Annotated in this window: 26 protein-coding genes and 1 pseudogene; 2 read left to right on the top strand and 25 right to left on the bottom strand. The window is 40.8% G+C overall.

All coding sequences use genetic code 11. The features are described 5' to 3' along the window. Positions 1-2: 2 nt before the first annotated feature. The 18 genes and pseudogenes from GOM47_RS04460 to gyrA all read right to left on the bottom strand — a co-directional run bounded on the left by GOM47_RS04460 (position 3) and on the right by gyrA (position 15,609). Complete coding sequence (locus GOM47_RS04460) at positions 3-434, bottom strand: arginine repressor (RefSeq protein WP_235081181.1); 432 nt, start codon at positions 432-434, stop codon at positions 3-5. Continuing rightward, complete coding sequence (locus GOM47_RS04455; protein WP_235081180.1) at positions 427-1,242, bottom strand: TlyA family RNA methyltransferase; 816 nt, start codon at positions 1,240-1,242, stop codon at positions 427-429. Before GOM47_RS04455 ends, GOM47_RS04460 begins: the two co-directional genes overlap by 8 nt. After that, the gene (locus tag GOM47_RS04450) at positions 1,235-2,110 is read right to left on the bottom strand and encodes a polyprenyl synthetase family protein (protein WP_235081179.1); all 876 of its coding nucleotides are present in this window, start codon (positions 2,108-2,110) and stop codon (positions 1,235-1,237) included. Before GOM47_RS04450 ends, GOM47_RS04455 begins: the two co-directional genes overlap by 8 nt. Beyond that, a complete protein-coding gene (locus GOM47_RS04445; RefSeq protein ID WP_000043224.1) occupies positions 2,107-2,319 on the bottom strand; it encodes an exodeoxyribonuclease VII small subunit in 213 nt (70 codons plus the stop codon). The genes GOM47_RS04450 and GOM47_RS04445 overlap by 4 nt, the downstream gene beginning before the upstream one ends. Continuing rightward, on the bottom strand, positions 2,297-3,637 hold the full coding sequence (xseA, locus tag GOM47_RS04440) for an exodeoxyribonuclease VII large subunit (protein WP_235081178.1): 1,341 nt from the start codon (positions 3,635-3,637) through the stop codon (positions 2,297-2,299). Before xseA ends, GOM47_RS04445 begins: the two co-directional genes overlap by 23 nt. A 128-nt stretch (positions 3,638-3,765) precedes the next feature. Beyond that, positions 3,766-4,404, bottom strand: coding sequence for a uridine kinase (udk, locus tag GOM47_RS04435; RefSeq protein ID WP_001181376.1), 639 nt, complete (start codon positions 4,402-4,404; stop codon positions 3,766-3,768). 114 nt (positions 4,405-4,518) lie between these two features. Beyond that, positions 4,519-5,397, bottom strand: coding sequence for a tRNA pseudouridine(55) synthase TruB (truB, locus tag GOM47_RS04430; protein ID WP_235081177.1), 879 nt, complete (start codon positions 5,395-5,397; stop codon positions 4,519-4,521). Continuing rightward, entirely contained in the window at positions 5,394-6,287 is an 894-nt protein-coding gene (locus GOM47_RS04425; protein WP_235081176.1) for a hypothetical protein, read from the bottom strand. The genes truB and GOM47_RS04425 overlap by 4 nt, the downstream gene beginning before the upstream one ends. Before the next feature lie 56 nt (positions 6,288-6,343). Beyond that, on the bottom strand, positions 6,344-7,618 hold the full coding sequence (locus GOM47_RS04420; protein WP_235081175.1) for a DUF2130 domain-containing protein: 1,275 nt from the start codon (positions 7,616-7,618) through the stop codon (positions 6,344-6,346). Between the two features lie 93 nt (positions 7,619-7,711). Beyond that, on the bottom strand, positions 7,712-8,992 hold the full coding sequence (locus GOM47_RS04415; RefSeq protein WP_235081174.1) for an O-acetylhomoserine aminocarboxypropyltransferase/cysteine synthase family protein: 1,281 nt from the start codon (positions 8,990-8,992) through the stop codon (positions 7,712-7,714). A gap of 150 nt (positions 8,993-9,142) precedes the next feature. Continuing rightward, positions 9,143-9,940, bottom strand: coding sequence for a formate/nitrite transporter family protein (locus GOM47_RS04410; RefSeq protein ID WP_000254767.1), 798 nt, complete (start codon positions 9,938-9,940; stop codon positions 9,143-9,145). A gap of 125 nt (positions 9,941-10,065) precedes the next feature. Next, a complete protein-coding gene (locus GOM47_RS04405; protein ID WP_038805381.1) occupies positions 10,066-10,413 on the bottom strand; it encodes a hypothetical protein in 348 nt (115 codons plus the stop codon). A gap of 122 nt (positions 10,414-10,535) precedes the next feature. Beyond that, positions 10,536-10,876: pseudogene (locus GOM47_RS04400) on the bottom strand (hypothetical protein). 37 nt (positions 10,877-10,913) lie between these two features. Next, positions 10,914-11,117 carry a hypothetical protein gene (locus GOM47_RS04395; RefSeq protein WP_038805382.1) on the bottom strand — a complete coding sequence of 68 codons (204 nt, stop codon included), beginning with the start codon at positions 11,115-11,117 and terminating at the stop codon, positions 10,914-10,916. 131 nt (positions 11,118-11,248) lie between these two features. Further along, on the bottom strand, positions 11,249-11,878 hold the full coding sequence (locus tag GOM47_RS04390) for a hypothetical protein (RefSeq protein ID WP_235081173.1): 630 nt from the start codon (positions 11,876-11,878) through the stop codon (positions 11,249-11,251). Between the two features lie 26 nt (positions 11,879-11,904). Further along, on the bottom strand, positions 11,905-12,321 hold the full coding sequence (locus GOM47_RS04385; RefSeq protein WP_235081172.1) for a hypothetical protein: 417 nt from the start codon (positions 12,319-12,321) through the stop codon (positions 11,905-11,907). A 73-nt stretch (positions 12,322-12,394) separates the two neighbouring features. Beyond that, a complete protein-coding gene (locus GOM47_RS04380; RefSeq protein ID WP_000018514.1) occupies positions 12,395-13,141 on the bottom strand; it encodes a class A sortase in 747 nt (248 codons plus the stop codon). After that, the gene (gyrA, locus tag GOM47_RS04375) at positions 13,141-15,609 is read right to left on the bottom strand and encodes a DNA gyrase subunit A (RefSeq protein WP_235081171.1); all 2,469 of its coding nucleotides are present in this window, start codon (positions 15,607-15,609) and stop codon (positions 13,141-13,143) included. The genes GOM47_RS04380 and gyrA overlap by 1 nt, the downstream gene beginning before the upstream one ends. A gap of 194 nt (positions 15,610-15,803) precedes the next feature. On the opposite strand from gyrA, the gene GOM47_RS04370 reads away from it, so the two are divergent. After that, a complete protein-coding gene (locus GOM47_RS04370) occupies positions 15,804-16,790 on the top strand; it encodes an L-lactate dehydrogenase (RefSeq protein ID WP_000204720.1) in 987 nt (328 codons plus the stop codon). 131 nt (positions 16,791-16,921) lie between these two features. On the opposite strand, the gene GOM47_RS04365 is transcribed toward GOM47_RS04370, so the two are convergent. Together GOM47_RS04365 and GOM47_RS04360 are read right to left on the bottom strand one after the other, a co-directional pair. Beyond that, a complete protein-coding gene (locus GOM47_RS04365) occupies positions 16,922-17,197 on the bottom strand; it encodes an HU family DNA-binding protein (RefSeq protein ID WP_235081170.1) in 276 nt (91 codons plus the stop codon). A 107-nt stretch (positions 17,198-17,304) separates the two neighbouring features. Further along, positions 17,305-18,141 carry a DegV family protein gene (locus GOM47_RS04360; protein WP_235081169.1) on the bottom strand — a complete coding sequence of 279 codons (837 nt, stop codon included), beginning with the start codon at positions 18,139-18,141 and terminating at the stop codon, positions 17,305-17,307. Positions 18,142-18,284: 143 nt separating this feature from the next. On the opposite strand from GOM47_RS04360, the gene GOM47_RS04355 reads away from it, so the two are divergent. Next, complete coding sequence (locus tag GOM47_RS04355) at positions 18,285-19,139, top strand: YitT family protein (protein ID WP_235081168.1); 855 nt, start codon at positions 18,285-18,287, stop codon at positions 19,137-19,139. A gap of 24 nt (positions 19,140-19,163) precedes the next feature. Here the strand turns inward: GOM47_RS04355 and GOM47_RS04350 are convergent, their stop codons facing one another. From GOM47_RS04350 to sufD, 5 genes are all read right to left on the bottom strand, one after another. Continuing rightward, complete coding sequence (locus GOM47_RS04350) at positions 19,164-20,561, bottom strand: APC family permease (RefSeq protein WP_235081167.1); 1,398 nt, start codon at positions 20,559-20,561, stop codon at positions 19,164-19,166. A 124-nt stretch (positions 20,562-20,685) separates the two neighbouring features. Next, positions 20,686-22,098 (bottom strand): Fe-S cluster assembly protein SufB, encoded by a 1,413-nt coding sequence (gene sufB / locus GOM47_RS04345; protein ID WP_050235838.1) that lies wholly within the window; start codon positions 22,096-22,098, stop codon positions 20,686-20,688. Positions 22,099-22,133: 35 nt separating this feature from the next. Then, positions 22,134-22,574, bottom strand: coding sequence for a Fe-S cluster assembly sulfur transfer protein SufU (sufU, locus tag GOM47_RS04340; protein ID WP_235081166.1), 441 nt, complete (start codon positions 22,572-22,574; stop codon positions 22,134-22,136). Next, on the bottom strand, positions 22,561-23,787 hold the full coding sequence (locus GOM47_RS04335) for a cysteine desulfurase (RefSeq protein ID WP_235081165.1): 1,227 nt from the start codon (positions 23,785-23,787) through the stop codon (positions 22,561-22,563). Before GOM47_RS04335 ends, sufU begins: the two co-directional genes overlap by 14 nt. Before the next feature lie 10 nt (positions 23,788-23,797). Next, positions 23,798-25,060 (bottom strand): Fe-S cluster assembly protein SufD, encoded by a 1,263-nt coding sequence (gene sufD / locus GOM47_RS04330; RefSeq protein WP_235081164.1) that lies wholly within the window; start codon positions 25,058-25,060, stop codon positions 23,798-23,800. Positions 25,061-25,083 lie beyond the last annotated feature (23 nt).

Below are 25,083 nucleotides of genomic sequence, written 5' to 3'. Positions count from 1 at the left end.
ACCTACCAATTTTTTACTTGTTCAAACATTTCCTTGGCGTCTTCTTCATTTCTCAAGATAATCAAAATTGAGTTGTCGTCTGCCAGACAGTTGAAAATTCTCTCTGAGAAAGTATTCATCAGCTGACTCTTGACAAAGGCAGTATTCCCAGGAATGACATCCAGATTGATCATATTTCCCATGCGCTCAGAACCTACTATGTTATTCTCAGCCAACTGCAAACTTCTTACAATTGTTTTTGGCAATTCATAGATGTATTTATTGTTCTTCAAGGGAATTTTAACAATACCAAGCTCCTTGATGTCCCTTGAGACAGTGGCTTGAGTAGCAGAAATACCTGCTTCCTTCAAATGCTCAACGATTTCTTCCTGTGTTCCGATTTGATAATCTGTTACAAATCTTCTAATTTTTTCAAGTCTTGCTTTTTTATTCATCTTTAAATTCTCTATGTGCTCTCTCTACAACTTTTTCTATTTCAGGGGCAACTTGGTTACTTGCTCCCTCTTCCTTTTTCAAATATGCCAGAAATTCGATATTCCCATGTCCACCTTGGATTGGTGAATAGTCTAATCCAAACACTGAAAAACCTTGTTCAACTGCCATAGCAGTGACAGATTCAAGGACATGTTGATGAACCTTGGCATCGCGAATGATTCCATTTTTTCCAATCTGCTCACGACCAGCCTCAAACTGAGGCTTGACAAGTGCCACCACCTGACCTTGTTCAGCCAAAACACGATGCAAGGCTGGTAGGATAAGACTAAGGGAAATGAAACTCACATCAATACTGGCAAAGCTCGGTTCCTGCTCAAAATCGGTCTTTTCAGCATAGCGGAAATTAAACTGCTCCATGCTGACAACCCGAGGATCTTGGCGCAATTTCCAGGCTAACTGATTGGTACCAACGTCCACCGCATAGACAAGTTCGGCACCATTCTGCAACATGACGTCGGTAAATCCTCCAGTAGAGGCACCAATATCAATCGTGGTCGCCCCATCCACTGACAAATCAAAGACTTGCAAGGCCTTTTCCAGTTTCAAGCCACCTCGGCTGACATACTTGAGTTTTTCACCTTTGAGTTTCAACTCAGTATCATCTGGGATTTTCTCTCCTGGTTTGTCAAAGCGCTCCCCATTAAGCACTGCCACAACGAGCCCAGCCATAACACCCCGCTTGGCTTGTTCTCTCGTTTCAAACAAACCCTGTTTATAAGCTAGTACATCCACTCTTTCCTTAGCCATTGATTCTCAAACTTTCTACTACTTTCACAATCGGCTCTTTTTCAAAGCTGACTTGCTGGGCAATTTCTTCTAATTTAGCCTCGGCTTGATCCAAGGTTTGGTTACAAAAGGCAATAGCCTCCTCCAAGCCCAACAAGGCAGGATAGGTTGACTTTTCTGCCTGTAAATCCTTTTGCGGCGTCTTGCCAATTTCCTCAAAACTAGCAGTCACATCCAGCACATCATCTCTGACTTGAAAGGCCAGTCCGATCAAGTCACCCACAGTTTTCAATTTTGTTTGGATTTCAGGTGCTAATTCTGCTATGATAGCTGCTGCTTGGAAAGGATAGGCTAGTAATTTTCCTGTTTTATTAGCATGAATGGTCTGAAGTTCTTCCAAAGACAAATGTTGGTGTTCGCCTTCCATGTCCAAAACCTGCCCTGCAACCATTCCCAGACTTCCTGAAGCAAGGGATAAGTTGGCAATCAAGTCCACCTTGATCTGACTTGGCAAATCTGCCTGCGCTATCAAGGCATAGGGATCTAGGAACAAAGCATCTCCTGCTAAAATGGCCATTGCTTCGCCAAATTTTTTATGATTTGTCAAGCGCCCCCGACGATAATCGTCGTCATCCATAGCTGGAAGGTCATCGTGAATCAAGCTTCCTGTGTGAATCATTTCCAAGGCCGCTGCCACTTGAGCATGTGCAGGTTGGATAACTACTTGCAGGGATTCCAGAACTTCTAACAAGAGAAAAGGACGAATACGCTTGCCACCAGCATGAATGGAGTAGAGAACAGACTCTCGTAAACTAGAAGCAAACTGCTGGTCTCCATAAAAGTCTTCCAAAGCCGACTCCACAAAAGCTAATTTTTCTTGCTTCTTCATTCAAAATCACTTTCTGTTCCGTCTTCTTGCATGACCTTAACCAAGGTTTTTTCAGCCTTGTCCAAGGTCGCTTGGAGTTCTTTTGACAAGACCATACCCTTTTGAAAGGCCGCAATCGCATCTTCTAGAGCAATCTCACCATTTTCCAAACTTTGGACAATGCTTTCCAGTTCTGCTAGATTTTCCTCAAATTTCTTTTGTTTTGACATCTTTAACCTCTAATTCTACTTGACCATCTCGCATCAAAAGCGTCACTTGGTCTTTTTCCTTCAACTTCTCAACCGAATCTACTACTGACTCTTCTTTTTTGACAATTGCATAGCCACGCGCCACGATTCGACTGGTATCCAACATCAGCAAGGCTTCTGAAAGTCGCTTGACTTCAGCAACCTTGGCATCATAAACTAACGCCATTTGGCTACGGAGGAGCTTGTCCAACTGAGCAAGCCGATCCTGATAGCGTTGGATTTTGGTAACAGGTGATAATTGCACCAATTGGTGTGTCCTTGCTTGGACTAATTGCTTGTTATCGGAAATCCGTGTTCGCAAACTTTGTTTTAAGCGCAGTTGCAGCTGGTCCAAGCGTTGCAAATAGCCGTCATACAAGCGCTCTGGTTGTCTAAAGATAACAGACTGACTGCATTTTTTCAGAGCTTCTTTTTTTCTTGACAGGACATTTTGTACAGCTGTCGCCATCCGTTTTTCCTGATTTTGCAAATGGGTCAAGAAATCCAACTTAGTCACAGGTGTTGCCAGTTCTGCTGCAGCCGTTGGCGTTGCCGCCCGACGATCCGCTACAAAATCTGCCAAGGTCACATCCGTCTCATGCCCAACACTAGAAATGATTGGCAAGCGAGATTCAAAAATAGCCCGTACCACAATCTCTTCGTTAAAGGCCCAGAGATCCTCGATCGAACCACCACCACGACCAATGATGAGGACATCTAGGTCCTCACGCTGATTGGCACGAGCAATATTCCGTGCTATTTCCTCAGCAGCTCCATCTCCTTGAACCTTGGTCGGATAGAGAAGAATGTCGACACCTGGAAAGCGCCTGCTGACGGTCGTGATAATATCTCGAATAACAGCTCCGCTACGGCTTGTCACTACACCAATTCTCTTTGAAAACTGGGGCAAAGGTTGCTTGAAGCGTTCTTGAAACAGACCTTCTTCCGTCAATTTTTTCTTGAGTTGCTCAAACTGAATCGCAAGCGCCCCAACCCCATCAGGCTCTGCCTTTTCAATGATGATGGAATAACTCCCACTTGGTTCATAGACCTGTACACGCCCAATCACATTGATCTTCATTCCTTCTTCGAGGTCGAAGCCTAATTTTTGATAAATCCCAGACCAAATAGTCGCTTGAATGACTGCTCGGTCATCTTTTAGGGAGAAATATTGGTGAGTAGGACGTTTACGAAAGTTGGAAACTTGACCAGTTAAATAGACCCGTTCCAAGTAAGGGTCTTTATCGAATTTCATTTTCAGATACTTGGTCAAAGTTGTTACCGATAAATACTTTTCCATCTCCACCTACTATTCATTTTCTTGCTTTTCCATGGGTATTATTATACCAAAAACATGCTTAAAAATCACCTTTTTCCTACTGAAACTAAAGGAAAAATAGAAAAAGGAGGCTAGGCCTCCTCATCTGATTATTTGCTGTTTCGTGCTTCTTCCAAAATCTTTGCAATCTTGGTGGTCAAAAGGTCGATAGCGACTGTATTGCTGACTCCCTCAGGAATGACGATATCCGCATAGCGCTTGGTCGGCTCGATAAACTGGTGGTACATGGGTTTGACCACACCCAGATATTGGTCAATAACGCTATCCAGACTACGGCCGCGCTCCTCCATATCACGCTTGATACGACGAATAATACGCACGTCATCATCTGTATCCACAAAAATCTTGATATCCATCAAATCACGCAGGCGCTTGTCCTCCAAGACCAAAATCCCCTCAACGATAAAAACATCTTGAGGCTCCTGACGATAGGTCTTGCTGCTCCGTGTATGCTCTGTATAGTCATAAGTCGGAATGTCTACTGGACGCCCTGCCAACAATTCCTTAATCTGCTCAATCATCAAGTCTGTATCAAAGGCAAAAGGATGGTCATAGTTAGTTTTGACCCGCTCTTCAAAGGTCAAATGAGACTGATCCTTGTAGTATGAATCGTGCTCAATCATGGAAATCTTTTCATCAGGGAAATGCGATAAAATGGCTCTTGAAACACTGGTCTTACCACCACCAGAACCACCTGTCACTCCGATAATGATTGGTCTATTTTGCATGCTATCCTCCGTTTTTTTATCCGTCGTCTATTCTATCACATTTTTAACAAAAATTATAGTCTGATTTTGGATAGATTATGGGTAACACAATTCTAATACTTACACCCAGTTAGACTAGCCAAAAACCTTCCTTGGCTTGTAGAGATTGCCCCGTTTTTCTAGAATTGCTAGCAATTTATCATCTTCAAAGGCAGCTATCTCCTTATCCGACTGATCTAGCTCTATAAAACGGCCAAAGCGCACTTCTGTAGCCTCTTCTGGACTTAGAAAAACTTTGACAAGATCCCCCGTTCCAATCTCTAGAGGATGGAGAAAGTCCAGTTGACCAGCCTCCACCTTTTCAGCAATTTCGTCCAAGGTAAGAGCATCTTCCAGTTGTAAACCTGCAGCACTGGTTCGAGTCAGATGCGACATATGAGCCGCATAACCAAGCTTCTCTCCCAAGTCAACTGATAAGGTACGGATATAAGTTCCTTTGCTACATTTTACACGAAAAGTGAATCGTGCGAGGTGATCCTCATAAGAAATATGACTTGTCCGTTCAAATTGATAAATAGTCACCTGACGTTCTGGACGCTCCACTTCCTGACCAGCACGCGCATACTCATAGAGCTTGCGACCATCAACCTTGACAGCCGAATACATAGGCGGAATCTGAGTAATAGGCCCAGTCAGACTAGCAATCGCTTCATCGACAATGGTTTCATCCAAGGGCGACAAAACAGGAGTCTCTGCGACTACTTCCCCACTAGCATCCTCAGTCGTCGTGGAATAGCCCAGAGTGATTTCCCCATCATAGACCTTACCCTCGTCCTGCATAAACTCGACCATGCGGGTCGCCTTGCCAACCGCAATGGGCAAAACACCCACCACATTCGGATCCAAGGTCCCACCATGACCAATCTTCTTAGTTCCCAAAATCTTACGCAGTTTAAAAACCGCGTCATGCGAGGTCATCCCCGCTTCTTTTTTTAAGTTGATAATACCGTTCATGTGTTGTTTCCTAGTTTACTGCTATCTTTTAACTTTTTATCCCTACGACTTTTTGACTTTTGGTTCTTAAAATCGTAAAAGTTAATTTTTGCTTCCCGCATTAGTTTCTTAAACAATTTTGTTTTACTGCACATTATAATACTGTGAAGTTCCCCATCAATCTCTATAATTAATTGTCCATTTTTTATTTTTCTTTTCTCTTTTTGTAATTTTAACTCTACAGATTTAAAGAAACTTTCTAATAAAGATTGATTTTCGATATAAAATTGATAATAAATCTTTAGTAAATTAAGGTGAAAATCCATAAGAGTTTTTGTAAAAGCAATATTTGCTATATCTCCATACACATGCCTAATTTCATCACGAATTTTTGTGAAAGCTTCCTTTGATGACTTACTGAAATTAAACTTTTCACCTTCTTTTAGTATATAATCTAAATTAAAGCTATACCTATTTTGATTGAAATATAGAGGAATGTGCCCATGCAATGCGAAATTTCTTAAAGTCATAATTAATATATACGAAAGCTCAGAATCATATATTTTGTTTATCATTTTTTCTAACTTTTGTGAATACTTTTTATCAAAGTTGATTAACAAATCAACTAAAGTCTTAGATGAACTCATTAAATTTATAAGTAAAGAATTAATAATAATGAATTCATCACCATTCAAACCATTTTGTTTCCTTATGTTATCGTTAGTATCCAACTCAAAGTGATAAAATATTTGACAAAAATTAAAGATATAGACATGATAAAATTGATTGATTGTATGTAACTCATCTGATGTACTTAGAAAATTAACAATTAACTTTTCATTTTCTTTTGATAGATGAACTATGTCATCCAAATTGAGATCAGGCATAGGTATTAAACTTTTATTATTCATTATATAATTCCCCATTCATATTGTTGAACTAGTACCACCATACATTACAAATGAAACTACTCTCCCTTCAGCGCTTCAAACTTAGCCTTCATAGTTGGATTTTTTCGCGTTAGTTTTTTAACCGAAACATCTTCCAATTTGTTGTTAGCGAGGCGGAGTTGGTTTTCAGACGTAGTTAGGAACTTTTTGACCTCTTCCATACGCTTAATAGCCTTATCGATTTCATCGATAGCTTTTCCAAAGTTGGTTGAAGCAGAGTTGTAGTTTTTGGCAAAAGCTACTTTGAAGGCATCCAAGTCTTCTTCAAAATGCGTAATATCGATATTCTGCTCCCGGACCAAGACCAACTCTTGCTTGTATTTAAGGGAATTAAGAGCCGCATTACGCAAGAGTCCAATCAACTGGATAAAGAACTGTGGACGAACCACATACATCTTTTCATACTCGTGACTGACGTCAACAATTCCTGTGTTAAAGTAGTCGTTATCTGATTCTAACATAGTCACCAAAACGGCATACTCACAGTTCTTTTCACGACGGTCCTTGTCCAATTCCTTATAAAAATCGGCATTCTTGTGCTTCTTCTCTGTTCCATCCGCTTCGTTTTTCATCTCAAACATGATGGAAATAATTTCCACCTCATTTTCATCACATTCACGGAAGATAAAGTCACCCTTAGACCCACGCGCAGAAACCTTGTTATCCTTCTCAAAGTAGGCATTTGGAAAGGCAAAACTACGAACCTTATTGAACTCACTCTCTGCATACTGTTCCAAACTTTCACCGATAGCTTTTGTGGATTGTTGAGCTTTGAAATTCTTATAAAACTCAACTTGTTCACTGGCTGCCTTAAGCTGGGCTTCGTAATTCTGCTTAACAGAAGCCAAAGACAGCTCATTTTCCTTTTCTTGCAAGAGGAGCTGATTTTTAACTTGATCCCGTTCTTTTTCAAGGTCAGAAAGGGTCTTTTGCAGTTGATTTTCATGCTCTAAACGCAAGGTAGCCAATTGGTTTTCCAAGGCCTGTACTTCCTTGTCCTTTGCCAATAAGGCCTCATTGCTTGTCTGTTCAACTTCTTTCTTGGCCAATTCCTTCTCTGTATCAAAGTTTTGGATTTGATTCTGCAATTGTGCAATTTCTTGGTCCTTTTGAGCCAGTTTAGACTGTTGCTCATTCATAGCCTTTTGTTCAGCCAAAGCTAGTTCCTGCTTCATGCGATCGTGCAATTCCTTATCAAACTCTGTCGTTCTCACTTGCGACAAGAGTTCGGCATACTGACTCTCATTTACTGTAAAGACTTCCCCACAGTTGGGACATTTGATTTCGTTCATAACTTTCCTCTTTCTAGACTTCTGTAACCATTATATCATGCCTGAGGGAAAATCAAAAACAGTGAGTCGAAACCCACTGTTTATCTGTTTACTTTATACTTTTTCCAAGGCCAAGCGCAAATCTTCAATCAGATCATCTACATTTTCAAGACCGATCGACAAGCGGATTTGGTTTGGTGTGACTCCTGCTGCTTCTAGGTCTTTTTCTGACAACTGACCGTGAGTGGTCGTCGCTGGATGGACAACAAGAGATTTGGCATCTGCTACGTTTGCAAGGTCAGAGAAGATTTCCAAATTATCAATCACCTTGCGAGCTTCTGCCTCTCCACCTTTAACATGGAAGGTAAAGATTGAACCCACACCTTTTGGCAAATATTTCTCAGCCAAGGCATGGTAAGGACTGTCAGCGAGTTTTGGATAATTTACCTTCTCTACCTTAGGATGGCTGACAAGGAAATCAACAATTTTCTCTGCATTTTGCACATGGCGTTCGACACGAAGAGAGAGAGTTTCAAGCCCTTGGAGCAAGAGAAAGGCATTAAATGGCGACAAGGCCGCACCTGTATCACGAAGCAATTGGACACGAACAGCGATAATAAAGGCTGCTGCCCCAACATCACGAGTATAGCTCAAGTTATGGTAACTTGGGTCTTCCTCAACAAATTGAGGGAATTTTCCTGAAGCTTCCCAGTCAAAACGACCGCTATCGACAATCAGTCCTCCAATAGTCGTACCATGTCCACCAATAAACTTAGTTGCTGAGTGAATGGCAATATCTACACCGTGAGAGAAGACGTTAATCAAATATGGTGTGGCAAAAGTATTGTCCGAAACGAGAGGAATCTGGTGTTTATGCGCAATCTCAGCCAATTTTTCCAAGTCAGGAATGTTAATCAAGGGATTCCCCAAGGTTTCAATCAAGACAAGCTTGGTATTGTCATTGATAGCTGCTTCCACTTCTTCCAAATTATCCACATCCACAAAGGTTGTTGTGATCCCATAACGAGGAAGGGTTTCCTTCAAGAGGTTGAAGGTCCCACCGTAAATAGTTGACGCAGCCACCACATGGTCACCTGCGTGAGCAAGCGCCAAAATAGTGTAGGTTACAGCAGCCATACCTGATGCTGTCGCTAGCGCTCCAACACCACCTTCAAGAGCAGCAATTCGTTCTTCAAAGGCCGCTGTTGTAGGATTGGTGATGCGAGTATAGATATTTCCTGCTTTCTTTAAGGCAAAGAGGTCTGCAGCTTCTTGCGTATCATCAAAAACAAAGGATGTTGTCTGATAAATTGGCACTGCACGAGACTTGGTAGCTGGATCAACCACCTGCCCAGCGTGTAATTGTAGGGTTTCAAATTTAAATTCACGAGTCATTTTACGACCTCCAAATAGCTTAATTAAAGATATTGTATCATCTTGGTCTAGCCTTTTCCAATACCGTTTTTCTATATTTTGATATAAGGAACAACTATGACTAGTCTTACATCTCAAACAAAAAAGCACGATTAACTCGTGCTCATTTCTTTAATCTACATAAGTATCTTCGTTTTTATTGAGGAAGGCGTAAGGCAAGCCCATCAAGAGACCTCCTCCAATAAAGTTTCCGACAAAGGTTACACCCCAGTGACGAAGAATATTAGGAATGTCAAAATTAGCAATTGAATCTGCTGCAACACTAAACTTAACAATCGCAAAAGAAGCAAAGTTCGCAGCAATGTGTTCGTTTGTTAAGAATACAAACATGTAAATCGCTGATAAGACGAGCCAAAGTTTGGCGCCCCCGTCTTTCACCAAAACAAATGAAAGAATGGCAATGTTTACAAAGATATTGGCTAAAATACCTTCAAGTAAGACTAACTCATTGGAACGACCTAACTTCATCTCTACAACTCCTGAAATGAAGCTATCATGTGTTAGATTTGCATAGGCTGCTGAGTGGGCAAAGCCCCAACCTGCTATCAAAGCTCCGATGAGATTGAACAAGGTACAGTAAAGTAAAATCTCAGCTGTTTTTCTCCAAGAGATTTTTTTCAAGAAACTACCAGCTGTCAAAAACATCATATTTGAAGTTACCAACTCGGCATTCAAGAAAACAATGTAGGCCAATCCCCAAGCAAAAACAAATGGGAAGAGGAAGCGACCACTGCCTGGTGCGATCTTATTAATCAAGTCAGCCCCAACTGCACCCGCAGCTGTACTAAATGTTAAAAAGGCACCTGCAAACATGGATCGAATCGCATACTTAAACTTGCTTTGATTATAAAGACTTTCTTTCTTCTTACAAGCAAATTCAATCTTTGAGATAAATTCTGAAGAGACCATAAAAAAACTCCTAAACTTTTATTTGTGAATATTATAACATAAAGCACGCATTTTGAAAAGCCTTTCTTGTATACGTTTTCTACAAAGAAAATCAAGGCATTGGGGGAATTCCATAAATCTCTCCTTTACCCATTAACAGAAAAACATTTCAATATTTCAAATTGATCATCCAAAAATTCAAACTCAAATAGGTGCCAGTCATCGAAGGTTTGCTCACAATAACTAACTGTTCCTTGATTGTAGTCAATGATAGGTTTCCCCAGCTTGTTCTTCACATCTTCCTCGCTGACTTCTCCATACATTTCCTTAAGATCAGCTAGCATAAAGTTGATAATTCTATTGAGATTTTCCTGATAATTTTTTGATAACAGTTCAACTTTATCTATAAAGTCACAATCAGGCTCTTCGTCCCAAACAAAGGTCACTCCCTCATGCTCATAAGTGTATTGCTGTAAACTCTCATCAAAATTCATTGTTCACTCTCCAAATCATTATCATTTACTAAAAATTTATTAACATTAATCAAAATGTTCAAATGATTTCATAAAAATGTCTTCCACACACGCGTACGATAAAATAACAACACTTGCAATGATTAGAAGATATCATCATAATGTTCACTCGCTTGTTTTACAAACTCGAAAATATTCAAAGATATGGGTTTCATTTCCAGTGAACCTAATGCCCCCCAATCATTCATATAAATAGTGTCGTCAGAATCTTTCTTTATAAAAAAGCGACATCCCCATCTTGCCCAATCAGGAAAAAATCAGGTTCCCACCCTTCTATTTGGTAGGTGGAGTTTCTTTCTAGCAAATCTAACCTCGAATATAAGGTGATACCTGTATTCTCTATTACAAACTCTCCTGCCTTGTCCATTTTACTCAAGAATTCTGCGTATAGGTTCGGAAGTACCAAGTCAATCTGATTATTCATTCTCAACTCCTCATCTATTTTTCCTACTGCGAAAGTCCTATATCTCATCTTCACTTAGTTCTCTAAAATGTGAAATATGATATCCAAAATAAGACTTCCCCGATTTTCCTATGAAGATTCCGTGTCCAGCCATATTGGCAATTTCTCCCAAGAATATCATAGGAAGATCCTTGTCAAATGGAAAACTACTTGTTATGTCTTCTTTGAGCGTAACGAAAGACTTTTCTCTTAACTGACTCATTATCTATCCTCTCTTATGTCAGGCATCCTTCGGTTACTTACGATAAATCTTTCAATCTACTGATCAGCTTCCTCTCACATTGAAAAGATACCATTAAAGTTGAATGATCATCTTGCAAGCATCATACATTATCAAATTTTATAGTTTTCAATTTCTTCTCTACTCATTCCTACAAGCTCTGTCGTCCACAAGCCCACAATGTCCGACAAGACTGAATCACAGGTATATTCTTCTTCACCGTCTATATACTTACAGGAAAAGATAGGCTCCCTTGTCGCCGCTTGGTAAAATGCCATGGCTACTTCTTCTAGTTTTTGGGGATTGAAATCAAGTGATAATTTTTGCGCCATATTTCTTCGTACTTGATCCCAATTCTCCTGCTTAGCCTGATAACTTTCTCGTATTTTAGACACATAGCCCCTACAAAATGCTTTCAATAGGTCTGTGTTCTGATAAAGATGCCGACAACTAAAATCCGAAATACAACCTGCGTGAAGTAGGAATGTCAGTAAGTCATCCAGACTTTCTGCTACTCTTCCCACTTGGCCCTCACTTCCGATAAAGCCTATGCTGTTATCTTCGAGAAAAACATATTCTCCCCCACTACCGTCTTGAGCAAAAGCCTTACAGGCAAGAGAGTACTCCTCATTGTTCCCTGAAAACTGGACTTCACTTATCTTGTCATAAAAATAAATATCACATTCAGTCATCAGTAAGGTCCTTAACTGTTCATTTTCTCTGACTTCTTGTGGCTTATCCATGATCATTCCTTTCTTAAACTAAACACTTATCCATCTATTACAATTCTAATATGGTAGTTTTTAGTTTCATTCTTTAGATTCTTCACAAGCAGATCATTCTGTTTTGATTGTCCGAAGAAAAAACTGACAGCTTTTCCATCTTTTCTTTCGATACACAAATGATACCTTGCCCCATTCAATCTGACACTTCGAATATAATCGACTTCAATCATTTTGATGTTATTCAGCGGAATGATTCTCTTCACAAATACAAAAGCATTGTGAATATAAAGTCTCCCATTGGCAATGTGAAACGGGGCAAAAAAATTACCACCACTACGACGGACAATTATAAAACGTCGCCAAAAGATTAGTAAAAGAATAGAGGTTAATAAGTAAAAGGCAAAACTAAAGACAGGACTTTCCCACATCATTTTCATTCCAAACAAAAAATATTCGAACATGCATCATTCTCCTTTGACTGATGTCTCAATTTGACAAAAACCAGTGAATTGTATTTTTCACTGGTTTTTGAGGTTAATAACGTTGTCTATACGGTTGATTAAAGGCCTTCAAAATATCCTCAGAAGTCTCTGAATAAGCTTTTGATTCTTTAAAAATCCCCTTAACAATTATACGCTCAGTCGCATTATAGTCCACACAAGTTACCAGCGTAATCTCCTTAACTCCTTCACGATCTTCGATTTCATCTACTCGGTCCGGAGTAACGTGTTTAACTTCCGTAATCTCATAAGTATAAACCTTATCCTTATCGGTCAGGTAAATTTTCATGCCCGCTTTAGCGTTAACTAAAGGTGAGAAGAGCATTTGACTGGCATTTTCAGCAGTAAAGATATGGTGACTGGCTAGAGAATAGTTGCCCTCTCCCATTTTTTGATCTGGTTTCATGGTTCCTGCTCCGTAGAACAAGTTTACATTATCCAACCCTTTGAAAATTGGCAAGTTAATCTCCACTTCGGGAATAGCAATTCCTCCAATAACAGGAAGCTTCTGAGCGTCCCACTGAGCGGCTAAAACTGCTTCAGATGAAATAGATTTAACCGAATCAAAATCAAAATTTCCTTCTGTTTTGAGATTTTCATCTATATTTTCTTTAGTAACCTGATTGACTTGGTATTTATTGGTATTCCATACCATAAAGAGATCTCGAATCTTTGAATTAAAAATCAAAGCTAAGGATAAAAGAATTAAGAAAACCGCTAAAATATTGAGAAATAGATTCCTACGCTTATTCTTCTTACTTTTCGTTTTTTTATGAGACATTATGCTTTACCTTCTGTTTCGTTTTCAGTCCCAACTTCTTCTTTTTCTACCGCATCAACCGTTGTAAAGGTCACAATCTTGGCATCCTGGTCTAGACGCATCACCTTAACTCCCATAGTTGAGCGTCCTGTTTGTGAAATATTGGCAACGTTTGTACGGATCATAACACCTGTATCCGTGATAATCATCAGGTCTTCATTTCCTTTAACAGTAAGGAGACCTGCAAGAGGGCCATTTTTCTCAGCAACATTGGCTGTCTTCGTCCCTTTACCACCACGACCTTTTGTTGGATATTCAGTTGCAAGAGTACGTTTACCATAACCTTTTTCAGTGATGATAAGGACCTCGTCCTGGTCAGTGATGACACTAGCACCAACTACAGTGTCTCCATCACGGAGGTTAACACCTCGGACACCTGTCGCGATACGGCTCATACCACGAACGGCTGATTGATTAAAGCGAACGGCATAACCAAACTTAGTACCAATGATGATATCTGTATCTTCTTCTGTCAGCAAGACATTAATCAGTTCATCTTCATCCTTGAGATTCAAAGCTTTAAGTCCATTTTGACGGATATTAGCAAATTCTTTAACACTGGTTCGTTTCACGATACCGTGACGGGTTGTGAAGAAGAGATAGGCGTCATCACTACGTTCAGATTTAACATTAATGATGGTTTGTATGCTCTCCCCTTCATCCAGCTTCAAAAGATTGACAACCGGCAATCCCTTGGCCGTGCGACCGTATTCAGGAATTTCATAACCTTTTAGTCGGTATACGCGACCTTTATTGGTAAAGAAGAGCAAATGATCATGGGTGCTGGTTGAAACCAACTCACGCACAAAGTCATCATCCTTAACCCCTGTACCTTGGACTCCACGACCACCACGTTTTTGAGCAGTAAATTCACCTTGGTCCAAACGTTTGATATAGCCCTTGTTAGAAAGAGTGATTAAGACATCTGACTCCTCAATCAAGTCTTCATCTTCAAGAGTTAAGACTTCTCCAACCATCAACTCGGTACGACGTTTGTCACCAAATTTACGTTTTACTTCATCTAATTCATCTTTTATGATTTGCACTACGCGTTCTGGTTTAGCAAGAATATCGGTTAGGTCTGCAATCAAGGCAATCAATTCATCATATTCAGACTGAATCTTATCGCGTTCCAATCCTGTCAAACGACGAAGACGCATATCAAGAATAGCCTGACTTTGACGTTCAGAAAGCTTAAACTTGCTCATCAACTCAGCTTGTGCTTCCGCATCCGTTTCACTAGCACGGATGATGCGGATCACTTCGTCGATATGGTCTAGCGCAATTAAAAGGCCTTCTAAGATGTGCGCACGCGCTTCTGCCTTTTCCTTGTCAAAACGGGTACGACGAACAACTACTTCTTTTTGGTGTTCAATATAAGCATCCAAAATTTGGCGAAGAGATAAGATTTTTGGTACGCCATTTTGAATAGCAAGCATATTGAAACCAAAGTTGGTTTGCATCTGCGTCATCTTGAAGAGGTTATTGAGGATGACATTTGCAGAAGCATCACGCTTCACTTCGATAATGAAGCGAACGCCTTCGCGGTTAGACTCATCACGTACAGCTGTAATGCCCTCAATTCGTTTTTCTTGCGCCAAACGAACGATATGCTCATGTACCTTGGTTTTATTGACCATATAAGGAAATTCTGTTACCACGATGCGCTCACGCCCTGTCTTAGTCGTCTCAATCTCTGTTCGAGAACGGAGGACAATCGAACCCTTACCAGTCTCATAAGCCTTATGGATACCTGATTTCCCCATGACAAGGGCACCAGTTGGAAAATCTGGACCAGGTAAAACTTCCATCAAGTCCTTAGTCGTCACTTCAGGATTGTCCATGACCAACTTCACTGCATCAATGGTTTCACCCAAGTTGTGAGGTGGGATATTGGTTGCCATCCCAACAGCGATACCAGTTGCCCCATTGACCAAAAGGTTTGGAAAACGAGCTGGCAAAACCAAGGGTTCACGTTCGTTAGCATCGTAGTTGTCTACGAAATCAACTGTGTTTTTATTGATGTCACGAAGCATTTCAAGAGCAATCTTGCTCATACGAGCCTCAGTGTAACGCTGTGCGGCGGCACCATCCCCGTCCATGGAACCAAAGTTTCCATGTCCATCTACAAGCATGTAACGGTAGCTCCACCACTGAGCCATACGAACCATGGCTTCATAAATAGATGAATCCCCGTGTGGGTGGTATTTACCCATAACATCCCCTGTAATACGGGCTGATTTTTTATGAGGTTTGTCTGGTGTAACACCTAGTTCATTCATTCCGTAAAGAATACGGCGGTGAACAGGTTTTAAACCATCTCGAACATCAGGAAGAGCCCGCGCAACGATAACACTCATAGCGTAATCGATAAAGCTGGTCTTCATCTCCTTTGTCAGATTGACATTCACTAAATTTCTATCCTGCATTAATAAATGCCTCATTTCACTATTAGTAATTAGATATATTATACCATAATTTGTCCTTCATTTCAGTCTTTGAAAACCACTAAAACGTTTACATCGATAACCGAATAGAATATCCGTGACAAAGTTTTTTAAAAGTGATAGAATGAAAGTGTCTGGGGATTCCCCTAAAAAAAAATGAAGGAGATGTTTAGATAATGACTTCAACTAAACAACACAAAAAAGTGATCCTTGTTGGTGACGGTGCCGTAGGTTCATCTTACGCTTTTGCACTTGTTAACCAAGGAATTGCACAAGAGCTTGGAATTATCGAAATTCCACAATTACACGAAAAAGCTGTTGGTGATGCGCTTGACCTTAGCCACGCCCTTGCCTTCACTTCACCTAAAAAAATCTACGCTGCTCAATACTCTGACTGTGCAGACGCTGATCTTGTTGTTATCACTGCAGGTGCTCCTCAAAAACCAGGTGAAACTCGTCTTGACCTTGTAGGTAAAAACTTGGCTATCAACAAATCAATTGTAACACAAGTTGTTGAATCAGGTTTTGATGGTATCTTCCTTGTTGCGGCTAACCCAGTTGACGTTTTGACTTACTCAACTTGGAAATTCTCTGGATTCCCTAAAGAACGTGTTATCGGTTCAGGTACTTCACTTGACTCAGCACGTTTCCGTCAAGCACTTGCTGAAAAATTGGATGTTGATGCTCGTTCAGTTCACGCCTACATCATGGGTGAACACGGAGATTCTGAATTCGCTGTTTGGTCACATGCAAATATCGCTGGTGTAAACCTTGAAGAATTCCTTAAAGACACTCAAAACGTTCAAGAAGCTGAATTGATTGAATTGTTCGAAGGTGTTCGTGATGCTGCTTACACAATCATCAACAAAAAAGGAGCTACATACTATGGTATCGCCGTAGCACTTGCTCGTATCACAAAAGCAATCCTTGATGACGAAAATGCAGTACTTCCACTTTCAGTCTTCCAAGAGGGTCAATACGGAGTTGAAAACGTCTTTATCGGTCAACCAGCAGTTGTTGGTGCACACGGTATCGTTCGTCCAGTAAACATCCCATTGAACGACGCGGAAACTCAAAAAATGCAAGCATCTGCTAAAGAATTGCAAGCAATCATTGATGAAGCATGGAAAAATCCTGAATTCCAAGCAGCTTCTAAAAACTAATTAAAAGAAGGTTCTCATTTCATGGGAGCCTTTTTCTTTTTGCACAGAACGATAAAATCATATTTTCCAAAACAAAAAAAGCCTGTCTCACAAGCTCAAATACTTGGTATGACAGGCTTTTTCTAAATTCATTATTTAACAGCGTCTTTAAGAGCTTTACCAGCTTTGAATGCTGGAACTTTAGAAGCTGCGATTTTGATTTCTTTACCAGTTTGTGGGTTGCGACCTTTACGTGCAGCACGCTCACGAACTTCAAAGTTACCAAAACCGATCAATTGAACTTTTTCACCAGCTGCAAGATATTCAGTTACTGCTGCAAATACAGCGTCAACTGCTGCTGCTGAATCTTTCTTAGTCAATTCTGTAACTTCTGCTACTTTAGCGATCAAATCTTGTTTGTTTGCCATGTTAATAATTCCTCCAAATAATTTCTAATTAACAAATATAATCATATCCTAAAATTGCCCACAGGTCAAGTCAAAAACGCTATTTCTAACGATTTTTCTCTATTTTTTTAGGAATGATATCGAACTAAGATAGCCCATGCATTTTCGCCTGTATGTGTCTGAATGATAGAGCCTGTTTCCAGTACTGAGATTGGTTTTTCGACATAAGTTTGTAAAACATTCTTCATCTCATTCGCCCATTCATTGGTACCAGCGTAGGATATTCCAATTTCTGCAACGGATTTATGAGAAAGTGTCTCTGCTAGTTCATCAAGCCATTTTTTAAATGTCTTAGCACCGCGCCCCTTTACAATAGGCTGGAGTTCATGATCCTTCATTTGCATCACAACTCGGATATTCAAAAGAGAACTTAGCAAACCTGTCACACGTCCGATACGTCCACCCTTAACTAGGTTTTCCAAAGTCGAAACACCGATATAGAGTTCAGTATGATTCTTGACATCTTCTACATGAGCTAGGATAGTTTCCAAATCTTTTCCTTCTTGGGCAAGTTTAGCAGCTTCAACGACTTGAAACTTCATCGCCTGATCTGTAAAAGAACTATCAATAACCGTCACATCAGCAGTTGAGAGACTTGCCCCTTGGCGAGCGGCTTCAACAGTTCCAGACAAGGCATGGGACATGTGAATAGCGAGAATCTGACTACCATCTTTGCCCAGTTCTTCAAAAACTTCAGCAAATACTCCTACTGGAGGCTGACTGGTTTTAGGCAGATTTTTACTCTCTTGCATAAGATGCAGGAATTCTCCTTCTTTCAAATCTGCATCAGAATAAAGGATACCATCAATCATCACAGATAAAGGAACAACTGTAATATTCAATTCTTTCAAGAGTTCTGGTTCAATAGTAACAGAGGAATCAGTTACAATTTTTACTTGTGTCATATCTTCAATCTTTCTATTCTTCTCAATAAGATAGGGATTTATCACTTTCATTATATCAAAAAATTGTTAAAAAATCATGATGAATCCAATGAAAAAGCTTGGAATTTTGGTATAATCTATCTATAGAAAAGCGAGGGAAAGTCATGATCCGAAAAGTTCAGCCTATTATCACTATCATACTTGGGGCAGCTATTTATGCCTTTGGTCTTACCTACTTTGTAGTTCCTCACCATTTGTTTGAAGGCGGAGCAACTGGTATCACATTGATTACCTTCTATCTCTTTAAAATTCCTGTCTCAGTGATGAATCTCTTGATTAACATCCCTCTCTTTATCTTGGCCTGGAAGATTTTTGGTCCTAAAACGCTCTACTCTAGCATCTTAGGAACCCTTGCTCTTTCCGGATGGCTAGCTGTTTTTGAACATATCCCTTTACGTTTTGACTTACAAGATGATCTGATTATCGTAGCTCTTGTTGCTGGGGTATTGCTTGGAGTTGGTCTCGGCATTATCTTTAACGCTGGGGGTACAACTGGGGGATCCGATATCGTTGCACGAATTCTCAATAAATATACAAATATTTCGATTGGGAAATTGCTTTTCTCACTTGATTTTATTATTCTAATGTTGATTTTGATTATCTTCCAAGATTTGCGTCTAGTGACTTATACCCTCTTATTTGACTTTATCATCTCACGCGTCATTGACTTGATTGGTGAAGGAGGCTATGCAGGAAAAGGTTTTATGATTATCACCCGACATCCTGATCAATTGGCTAAGATGATTAACGAAGAACTTTGCCGTGGAGTAACCTTTATCTCAGGACAAGGTTATTATAGCAAAAAAGATCTCAAAATCATCTACTGCATCGTTGGACGCAGTGAAATCGTCAAGTTGAAAGACATGATTCACAAAGTCGATCCCCAGGCCTTTATCACCATCACAGAGGCTCATGAAATTCTGGGCGAAGGATTCACTTTCAAAAAAGAAAATAGATAAAAAGCTGGGAAATTTTTCCAGCTTTTATTTTTCTTCAGAAAGTGTAGAGTGACGATAGCCATAAGTAAAGTAAATCACTAGTCCAACCAACAAAGCAAGTCCAAAGGCAATCCATGTTTCCTTGGTGTACTGAAGCATAAAGGAAAGACAGATAAGAATGGAAAGGATTGGCAAGAGCGGCACTAAAGGAGTTTTGAATTCTCCTTCTTTTGGCATGCCCTTATCCTTTCTGAGTTTTATTATTCCGTAGGCTAGCAAAATGAGATAAGCTAGTGTACAGATATTTAAAAAGGCAGCGATAGTGGCTAGCGGAAAGACTCCTGCTGCAATGGCTGAAGCAACTCCTGTTAAGATGGTCGCATTCTTTGGAACTCGGCTAGTTTTACTTAGCTGTTTAAAACTTCGAGGTAAAAGACCATCACGTGCTAAGCTGTAAATCATTCGAGACAGAGCGTAGGTCATGGAAATACATACGGTTATCAGGGTTAGAATGGCTACCAGTGAAACATAGTTGGCTGCCCAGCCAATTCCGATACTACGCAATGAAAAGGCCACTGCATCGTCCACATTGAGTTTGCTATAGTGAACAATTCCAGTCAATACTATTGTTACCAAGGCATAGAGAATGGTGACAATTGTCAGAGAAAACACGATTCCGCGGGGAATATTTTTTTGCGGACTTTGAATTTCATCAACTGCCATAGAAATTGACTCAAAACCGAGAAAACCGAAGAACATCAAAGAGGCTCCTGCCATAATCCCAGTACTTCCTCCATAAAGCTGACCAAAACCAAAAGGAGCAAAATTCGACCAATTTTCAGGTTTGATATACCAAATGCCAACTAGGATAAATAAGGCAAGAGCAGAGAATTTCAAAACTACTAAAAGCGAATTAAAGCGCAAGGCTGCCTTAGAATTTAATAAAACCAATCCTGTTACCAAGATCAGTACCAGAATAGGCAGAAGGTCGATATAGGTTCCCTGTTCAGGGTTAAAGGTTCCATTCAAGGCTTGAGGCATGGAGATACCATAATTACTGAGCAATCCCTTAAAGTAAGCTGCCCAGCCAGACGCCACACCAGATACGGCAGTCATGAATTCCATGATGGTCAACCAGCCGGCAATCCAAGCTGGTAATTCTCCTAAAATCGCATAGAGGTAACTATAAGCACCCCCAGTTGCAGGTACACGCGAGGCAAATTCTGCAAAAAAGAGGGCTGATAAGGAAACGCATAGGGCAGAAATCACGATGGAAACCACTAGTGATGGACCAGCTAGTGTAGCCGCTGCTGTTCCTGTAATGGTAAAAATTCCCGTTCCTACCATGGCACCGATTCCTAATAGAATCAAATCCCATAATTTCAAATGGCGACGCATTTCCGTTCGTCCCAGACTAACATCCTTGGTTCTAAAAATATTCATTCTTCATCTCCACTAAATATGATTGTTTTATTTTATCATATAAAAGGAATTTTGTGAATATTTATAAGATGATTTTTCAAAAAAATCTGAACAGGAAGGCTTCCTGTTCAGAATTTACATATTTTTACCCAACAGATCCTTCCATTTCGTAGCTAATCAAGCGGTTCAGCTCAACTGCGTATTCCATTGGAAGTTCTTTTGTGAAGGGCTCGACAAATCCCATGACAATCATCTCGGTTGCTTCAGATTCTGACAATCCGCGGCTCATGAGGTAATACAATTGTTCTTCTGAAATCTTAGAAACCTTGGCTTCGTGCTCCAAAGCAACTTGCGAGTTATGAATTTCATTAAATGGAATGGTGTCTGAAGCAGACAGGTCATCCATGATAATGGTATCACACTCGATGTGAGAAACAGATTTCTTAGAATTCTTGTTGAAGGTCACTTGTCCACGGTAGTCCACCTTTCCTCCGCCTTTAGCGATGGATTTAGACACGATAGATGAGCTTGTGTGTGGAGCATTGTGGATCATCTTGGCACCCGTATCTTGGTGCTGGCCAGCATTAGCAAAGGCAATCGAAAGCATGGTACCACGTGCCCCTTCTCCATCCAGGTAAACAGATGGGTATTTCATGGTTGTTTTGGCACCCAAGTTTCCATCAATCCATTCAACAGTAGCATCTTTTTGAGCTTTCGCACGTTTTGTTACCAAGTTATAGACATTATCAGACCAGTTTTGGATGGTTGTATAGCGCATATAAGCTCCGTCCAAAGCAAAGATTTCTACAATGGCTGCGTGCAAACTGTTACTTGAATAAGTTGGCGCTGTACATCCTTCTACATAATGTACACTTGCTCCCTCATCAACGATAATCAAGGTACGTTCAAACTGACCTGTATTTTCATTGTTGATACGGAAGTAAGTTTGAAGCGGAATATCAACCTTGACACCTTTCGGTACGTAGATAAAGGTTCCACCCGACCATACTGCTGAGTTAAGGGCTGCCAACTTGTTATCTGTCGGAGGTACCAACTTAGCGAAGTATTGTTTAAACAAGTCTGGATATTCCTTGAGGGCAGAATCTGTATCTGTAAAGATAATTCCTAACTTCTCAAACTCTTCCTTCATGTTGTGGTATACCACTTCTGACTCGTACTGGGCAGAGGCACCCGCTAGATAGGCACGCTCAGCCTCTGGAATCCCGATACGTTCAAAGGTTTCCTTGATTTTTTCAGGAACTTCATCCCAAGAACGGGCTGGTTTGTCAGATGGTTTTTGGTAGTAGATCAAATCATCAAAGTCAATCTCTGACAAGTCTGCTCCCCAAGTTTGCATGGGCATTTTCTTGAAGGTTTCATAAGACTTCAAACGGAACTCCAGCATCCACTCAGGCTCACCCTTGGCAGCAGATAATTCACGAATAACACCTTCGTTGAGTCCTTTTCCTGTCGATAGAACAGGCTCTACATCGTCATGGAAACCAAATTTATATTCACCAAGGTCAATTGGTTTTGGTTCAACTCTTTCTTCAGCCATAATATCCTTTCTTTCATTATATATTTCTGTGTTTCTTATTTATCTTCTTGATTTTCAATTGTCTTCTTAAGAGCGTTCCAAGCTAGAGTTGCACACTTTATTCTTTGAGGGAATTTGGCAACACCTGATAAGAAGGACGCGTCTCCAAGTTGGTCTTGACGCTCATCTTTTTGCCCTTGAACCATTTCAGAAAAAATAGTCGCAAGTTCTAAAATTTCTTGTTTGGTCTTGCCCAAAACAGCATCTGTCATCATGCTTGCAGAGGCAGTTGAGATGGTACAACCAGAGTTTAGAAAAGCGATATCTTCCAAGCGATCTTCCTCGTTAAACTTGACAGAGAGGTTGATGACATCACCACAGGTAGGATTGTTGAGACTGATTTGTTCAGCATCTTCTAACTTCCCTTGATGGTGAGGATTTTTCGAATGGTCCGCTACCACTGCCATATAGAGGCTATCAAGTTTAGAAAGTGCCATTGAAAAACTCCTTTGTCTTTTGTAAGGCATCGACTAGCTTGTCGCAATCTGCCTTGGTATTGTAGATATAAAAACTTGCGCGAGCTGTTGCTGGGACATCCAAATACTGAAGCAAGGGTTGTGCACAGTGGTGACCAGCACGAACAGCTACTCCTTCATAATCCAGAGCCGTCGCAAGATCGTGAGGATGAAGATCCCCTAAGTTAAAAGCAATGACACCTGAACGTTGAGCCAAGTTCTGTGAACCGTAGATAGTCAATCCTTCAATGGCCTGCAGTTTTGGAAATACGTATGAGATTAATTCCTGTTCATGAGCTTCAATGGCATCCATACCAATCTTTTCCAGATAATCCACTGCAGCAGCAAGCCCGATAGCTCCTGCCATATTTGGCGTTCCAGCCTCAAATTTCCAAGGCAATTCCTTCCAACTAGCAGATTGCTCATAGACGAAATCAATCATCTCGCCACCAAACTCAACTGGTGACATTTGTTCCAGATACTTTTCTTTACCGTAAAGAACACCAATACCAGTTGGTCCAGCCATCTTGTGACCTGAAAAAGCAAAGAAGTCCACATCCAAGTCCTGGACATCAATCTTCATATGGGGCGTAGACTGAGCACCATCCACCACCATAATAGCTCCAACTTGGTGGGCTAATTGAGTGATTTCTTTGATAGGATTAACCACACCAAGGACATTAGAGGCATGAGCTAGCGAAACAAACTTGACCTTGTCCGTCAATTTAGCGCGCAAGTCATCCATATCCAGAGCTCCGTCCTTGAGATAAACATAGACAAGCTCTGCCCCAGTCTTGCGACAAGCTTCCTGCCAAGGAATGATATTGGAATGGTGTTCCATTACTGAAATCAAGACCTGGTCTCCCTCAGTCAGGATTTCCTCAGCAAAGCGTGCCACCCAGTTAAGGCTGGTTGTCGTTCCTCTGGTAAAGAGAACTTCCTTTGTAGAGCCTGCATTGATAAACTTACGAATGGTTTCACGAGCCGCCTCATAGGAAGCTGTCGCCCGCTCCGCCAAGGTATGGACACCACGGTGAACATTGGCATTGTCCTGCTCATAGTAGCGGTTGATTGTTTCCAGAACTGCTAGTGGTTTTTGTGTCGTCGCAGCATTGTCCAGATAGACCAGAGGTTCATCGTTGACAATCTGGTCTAAAATTGGAAAATCCTTGCGAATCGCTTCTACATCTAACATAGGCTTCCCCTTAGCGTTTTGACAATTTTTCTTCGATAGTTGCAATCATTTCATCACGAACTTCTTTGACTGGAATCTCAACAATTACGGAACCAAGGAAACCACGGACAACCAAACGCTCAGCTGTCGCCTTATCCAAACCACGGCTCATGAGGTAGTACATATCTTCTGGATCCACCTGCCCGATAGAAGCCGCGTGACCTGCAGTTACGTCATTTTCATCAATCAAAAGAATTGGGTTGGCATCTGAACGCGCTTGGTCTGAAAGCATAAGAACACGGCTTTCTTGTTGAGCATCTGCTCCCTTAGCACCCTTGATGATGTGACCGATACCGTTGAATGTCAAGGTTGCTTTTTCAAGGATAACCCCATGTTGAAGGATATTTCCGATAGAGTTGCAACCATAGTTGGTTACACGGGTATCAATCCCTTGCACCTGACGGCCACTTGATAAGGCAACAACCTTAAGGTCAGCATGGCTACCATTCCCAATCAAGTCGCTATCAAAGTCCGCAACGACGTTTCCTTCGTTCATGACACCAATTGCCCAGTCAATGCTGGCATCGTTGCCCAACTTCCCACGACGGCTAATGTAGGCAGTAACATTTTCACCTAGACGGTCAATAGCTGCAAATTTCACTTGCGCACCTGAACGAGCAATCACTTCAACTGTGATATTGGCAGTTGCTTTTGCACTACCTCCACCACGCGACTCTAAACGTTCAAGATAACTAATCTTACTGTTCTTACCAGCAATGATAAGGATATGCTTGTTAAATGGCACATCGCTATCGCTGTCTTGGTAGAAAATCCCTTCGATTGGTTCAGCAATCTCAACATTATCAGGAATGTAGAGAACAGCACCACTATTGAAATAAGCTGTATGGTAGGCTGCCAACTTGTCATCGTCATACTTAACAGATGACATGAAGAATTCTTCGATCAGTTCTGGAATTTCTTCTAAAGCTGAGTGAAAGTCTGTGAAAACAACACCCTGTTCAGCTAACTCAACTGGAATTTGTTCAAAAACAGTTTGGGTGCCTACTTGAACCAATTTCAAGTGATTGTCTAGAGCTGTGAAGTCAGGAATATTTGCCGATGGTTCGCTTTCTGTAATCGTACCATCTCCCAGATTCCAACGGTGAAATTTCACACGCTCGATAACTGGTAATTCCAAACTCCCAATCTTATCAAAAGCTTTTTGGCGGAGGTCGGACAACCAGCTTGGTTCAGCGTGCATTTCTGAAAAAAGTTTTATAGTTTCTTTAGTCATTTACTTCTCCTAAAAGATACGAG

It is taken from the genome of Streptococcus oralis, assembly GCF_021497945.1.
GTDB lineage: Bacteria > Bacillota > Bacilli > Lactobacillales > Streptococcaceae > Streptococcus > Streptococcus oralis_BR.
This window is presented reverse-complemented; position numbering and strand designations above follow the sequence as displayed.

What these genes read in the sequence shown, in the direction of transcription:
- GOM47_RS04460 (WP_235081181.1), bottom strand. Translation starts at nt 434, where the DNA reads ATGAATAAAAAAGCAAGACTTGAAAAAATTAGAAGATTTGTAACAGAT.
- GOM47_RS04455 (WP_235081180.1), bottom strand. Translation starts at nt 1,242, where the DNA reads ATGGCTAAGGAAAGAGTGGATGTACTAGCTTATAAACAGGGTTTGTTT.
- GOM47_RS04450 (WP_235081179.1), bottom strand. Translation starts at nt 2,110, where the DNA reads ATGAAGAAGCAAGAAAAATTAGCTTTTGTGGAGTCGGCTTTGGAAGAC.
- GOM47_RS04445 (WP_000043224.1), bottom strand. Translation starts at nt 2,319, where the DNA reads ATGTCAAAACAAAAGAAATTTGAGGAAAATCTAGCAGAACTGGAAAGC.
- xseA (WP_235081178.1), bottom strand. Translation starts at nt 3,637, where the DNA reads ATGGAAAAGTATTTATCGGTAACAACTTTGACCAAGTATCTGAAAATG.
- udk (WP_001181376.1), bottom strand. Translation starts at nt 4,404, where the DNA reads ATGCAAAATAGACCAATCATTATCGGAGTGACAGGTGGTTCTGGTGGT.
- truB (WP_235081177.1), bottom strand. Translation starts at nt 5,397, where the DNA reads ATGAACGGTATTATCAACTTAAAAAAAGAAGCGGGGATGACCTCGCAT.
- GOM47_RS04425 (WP_235081176.1), bottom strand. Translation starts at nt 6,287, where the DNA reads ATGAATAATAAAAGTTTAATACCTATGCCTGATCTCAATTTGGATGAC.
- GOM47_RS04420 (WP_235081175.1), bottom strand. Translation starts at nt 7,618, where the DNA reads ATGAACGAAATCAAATGTCCCAACTGTGGGGAAGTCTTTACAGTAAAT.
- GOM47_RS04415 (WP_235081174.1), bottom strand. Translation starts at nt 8,992, where the DNA reads ATGACTCGTGAATTTAAATTTGAAACCCTACAATTACACGCTGGGCAG.
- GOM47_RS04410 (WP_000254767.1), bottom strand. Translation starts at nt 9,940, where the DNA reads ATGGTCTCTTCAGAATTTATCTCAAAGATTGAATTTGCTTGTAAGAAG.
- GOM47_RS04405 (WP_038805381.1), bottom strand. Translation starts at nt 10,413, where the DNA reads ATGAATTTTGATGAGAGTTTACAGCAATACACTTATGAGCATGAGGGA.
- GOM47_RS04395 (WP_038805382.1), bottom strand. Translation starts at nt 11,117, where the DNA reads ATGAGTCAGTTAAGAGAAAAGTCTTTCGTTACGCTCAAAGAAGACATA.
- GOM47_RS04390 (WP_235081173.1), bottom strand. Translation starts at nt 11,878, where the DNA reads ATGGATAAGCCACAAGAAGTCAGAGAAAATGAACAGTTAAGGACCTTA.
- GOM47_RS04385 (WP_235081172.1), bottom strand. Translation starts at nt 12,321, where the DNA reads ATGTTCGAATATTTTTTGTTTGGAATGAAAATGATGTGGGAAAGTCCT.
- GOM47_RS04380 (WP_000018514.1), bottom strand. Translation starts at nt 13,141, where the DNA reads ATGTCTCATAAAAAAACGAAAAGTAAGAAGAATAAGCGTAGGAATCTA.
- gyrA (WP_235081171.1), bottom strand. Translation starts at nt 15,609, where the DNA reads ATGCAGGATAGAAATTTAGTGAATGTCAATCTGACAAAGGAGATGAAG.
- GOM47_RS04370 (WP_000204720.1), top strand. Translation starts at nt 15,804, where the DNA reads ATGACTTCAACTAAACAACACAAAAAAGTGATCCTTGTTGGTGACGGT.
- GOM47_RS04365 (WP_235081170.1), bottom strand. Translation starts at nt 17,197, where the DNA reads ATGGCAAACAAACAAGATTTGATCGCTAAAGTAGCAGAAGTTACAGAA.
- GOM47_RS04360 (WP_235081169.1), bottom strand. Translation starts at nt 18,141, where the DNA reads ATGACACAAGTAAAAATTGTAACTGATTCCTCTGTTACTATTGAACCA.
- GOM47_RS04355 (WP_235081168.1), top strand. Translation starts at nt 18,285, where the DNA reads ATGATCCGAAAAGTTCAGCCTATTATCACTATCATACTTGGGGCAGCT.
- GOM47_RS04350 (WP_235081167.1), bottom strand. Translation starts at nt 20,561, where the DNA reads ATGAATATTTTTAGAACCAAGGATGTTAGTCTGGGACGAACGGAAATG.
- sufB (WP_050235838.1), bottom strand. Translation starts at nt 22,098, where the DNA reads ATGGCTGAAGAAAGAGTTGAACCAAAACCAATTGACCTTGGTGAATAT.
- sufU (WP_235081166.1), bottom strand. Translation starts at nt 22,574, where the DNA reads ATGGCACTTTCTAAACTTGATAGCCTCTATATGGCAGTGGTAGCGGAC.
- GOM47_RS04335 (WP_235081165.1), bottom strand. Translation starts at nt 23,787, where the DNA reads ATGTTAGATGTAGAAGCGATTCGCAAGGATTTTCCAATTTTAGACCAG.
- sufD (WP_235081164.1), bottom strand. Translation starts at nt 25,060, where the DNA reads ATGACTAAAGAAACTATAAAACTTTTTTCAGAAATGCACGCTGAACCA.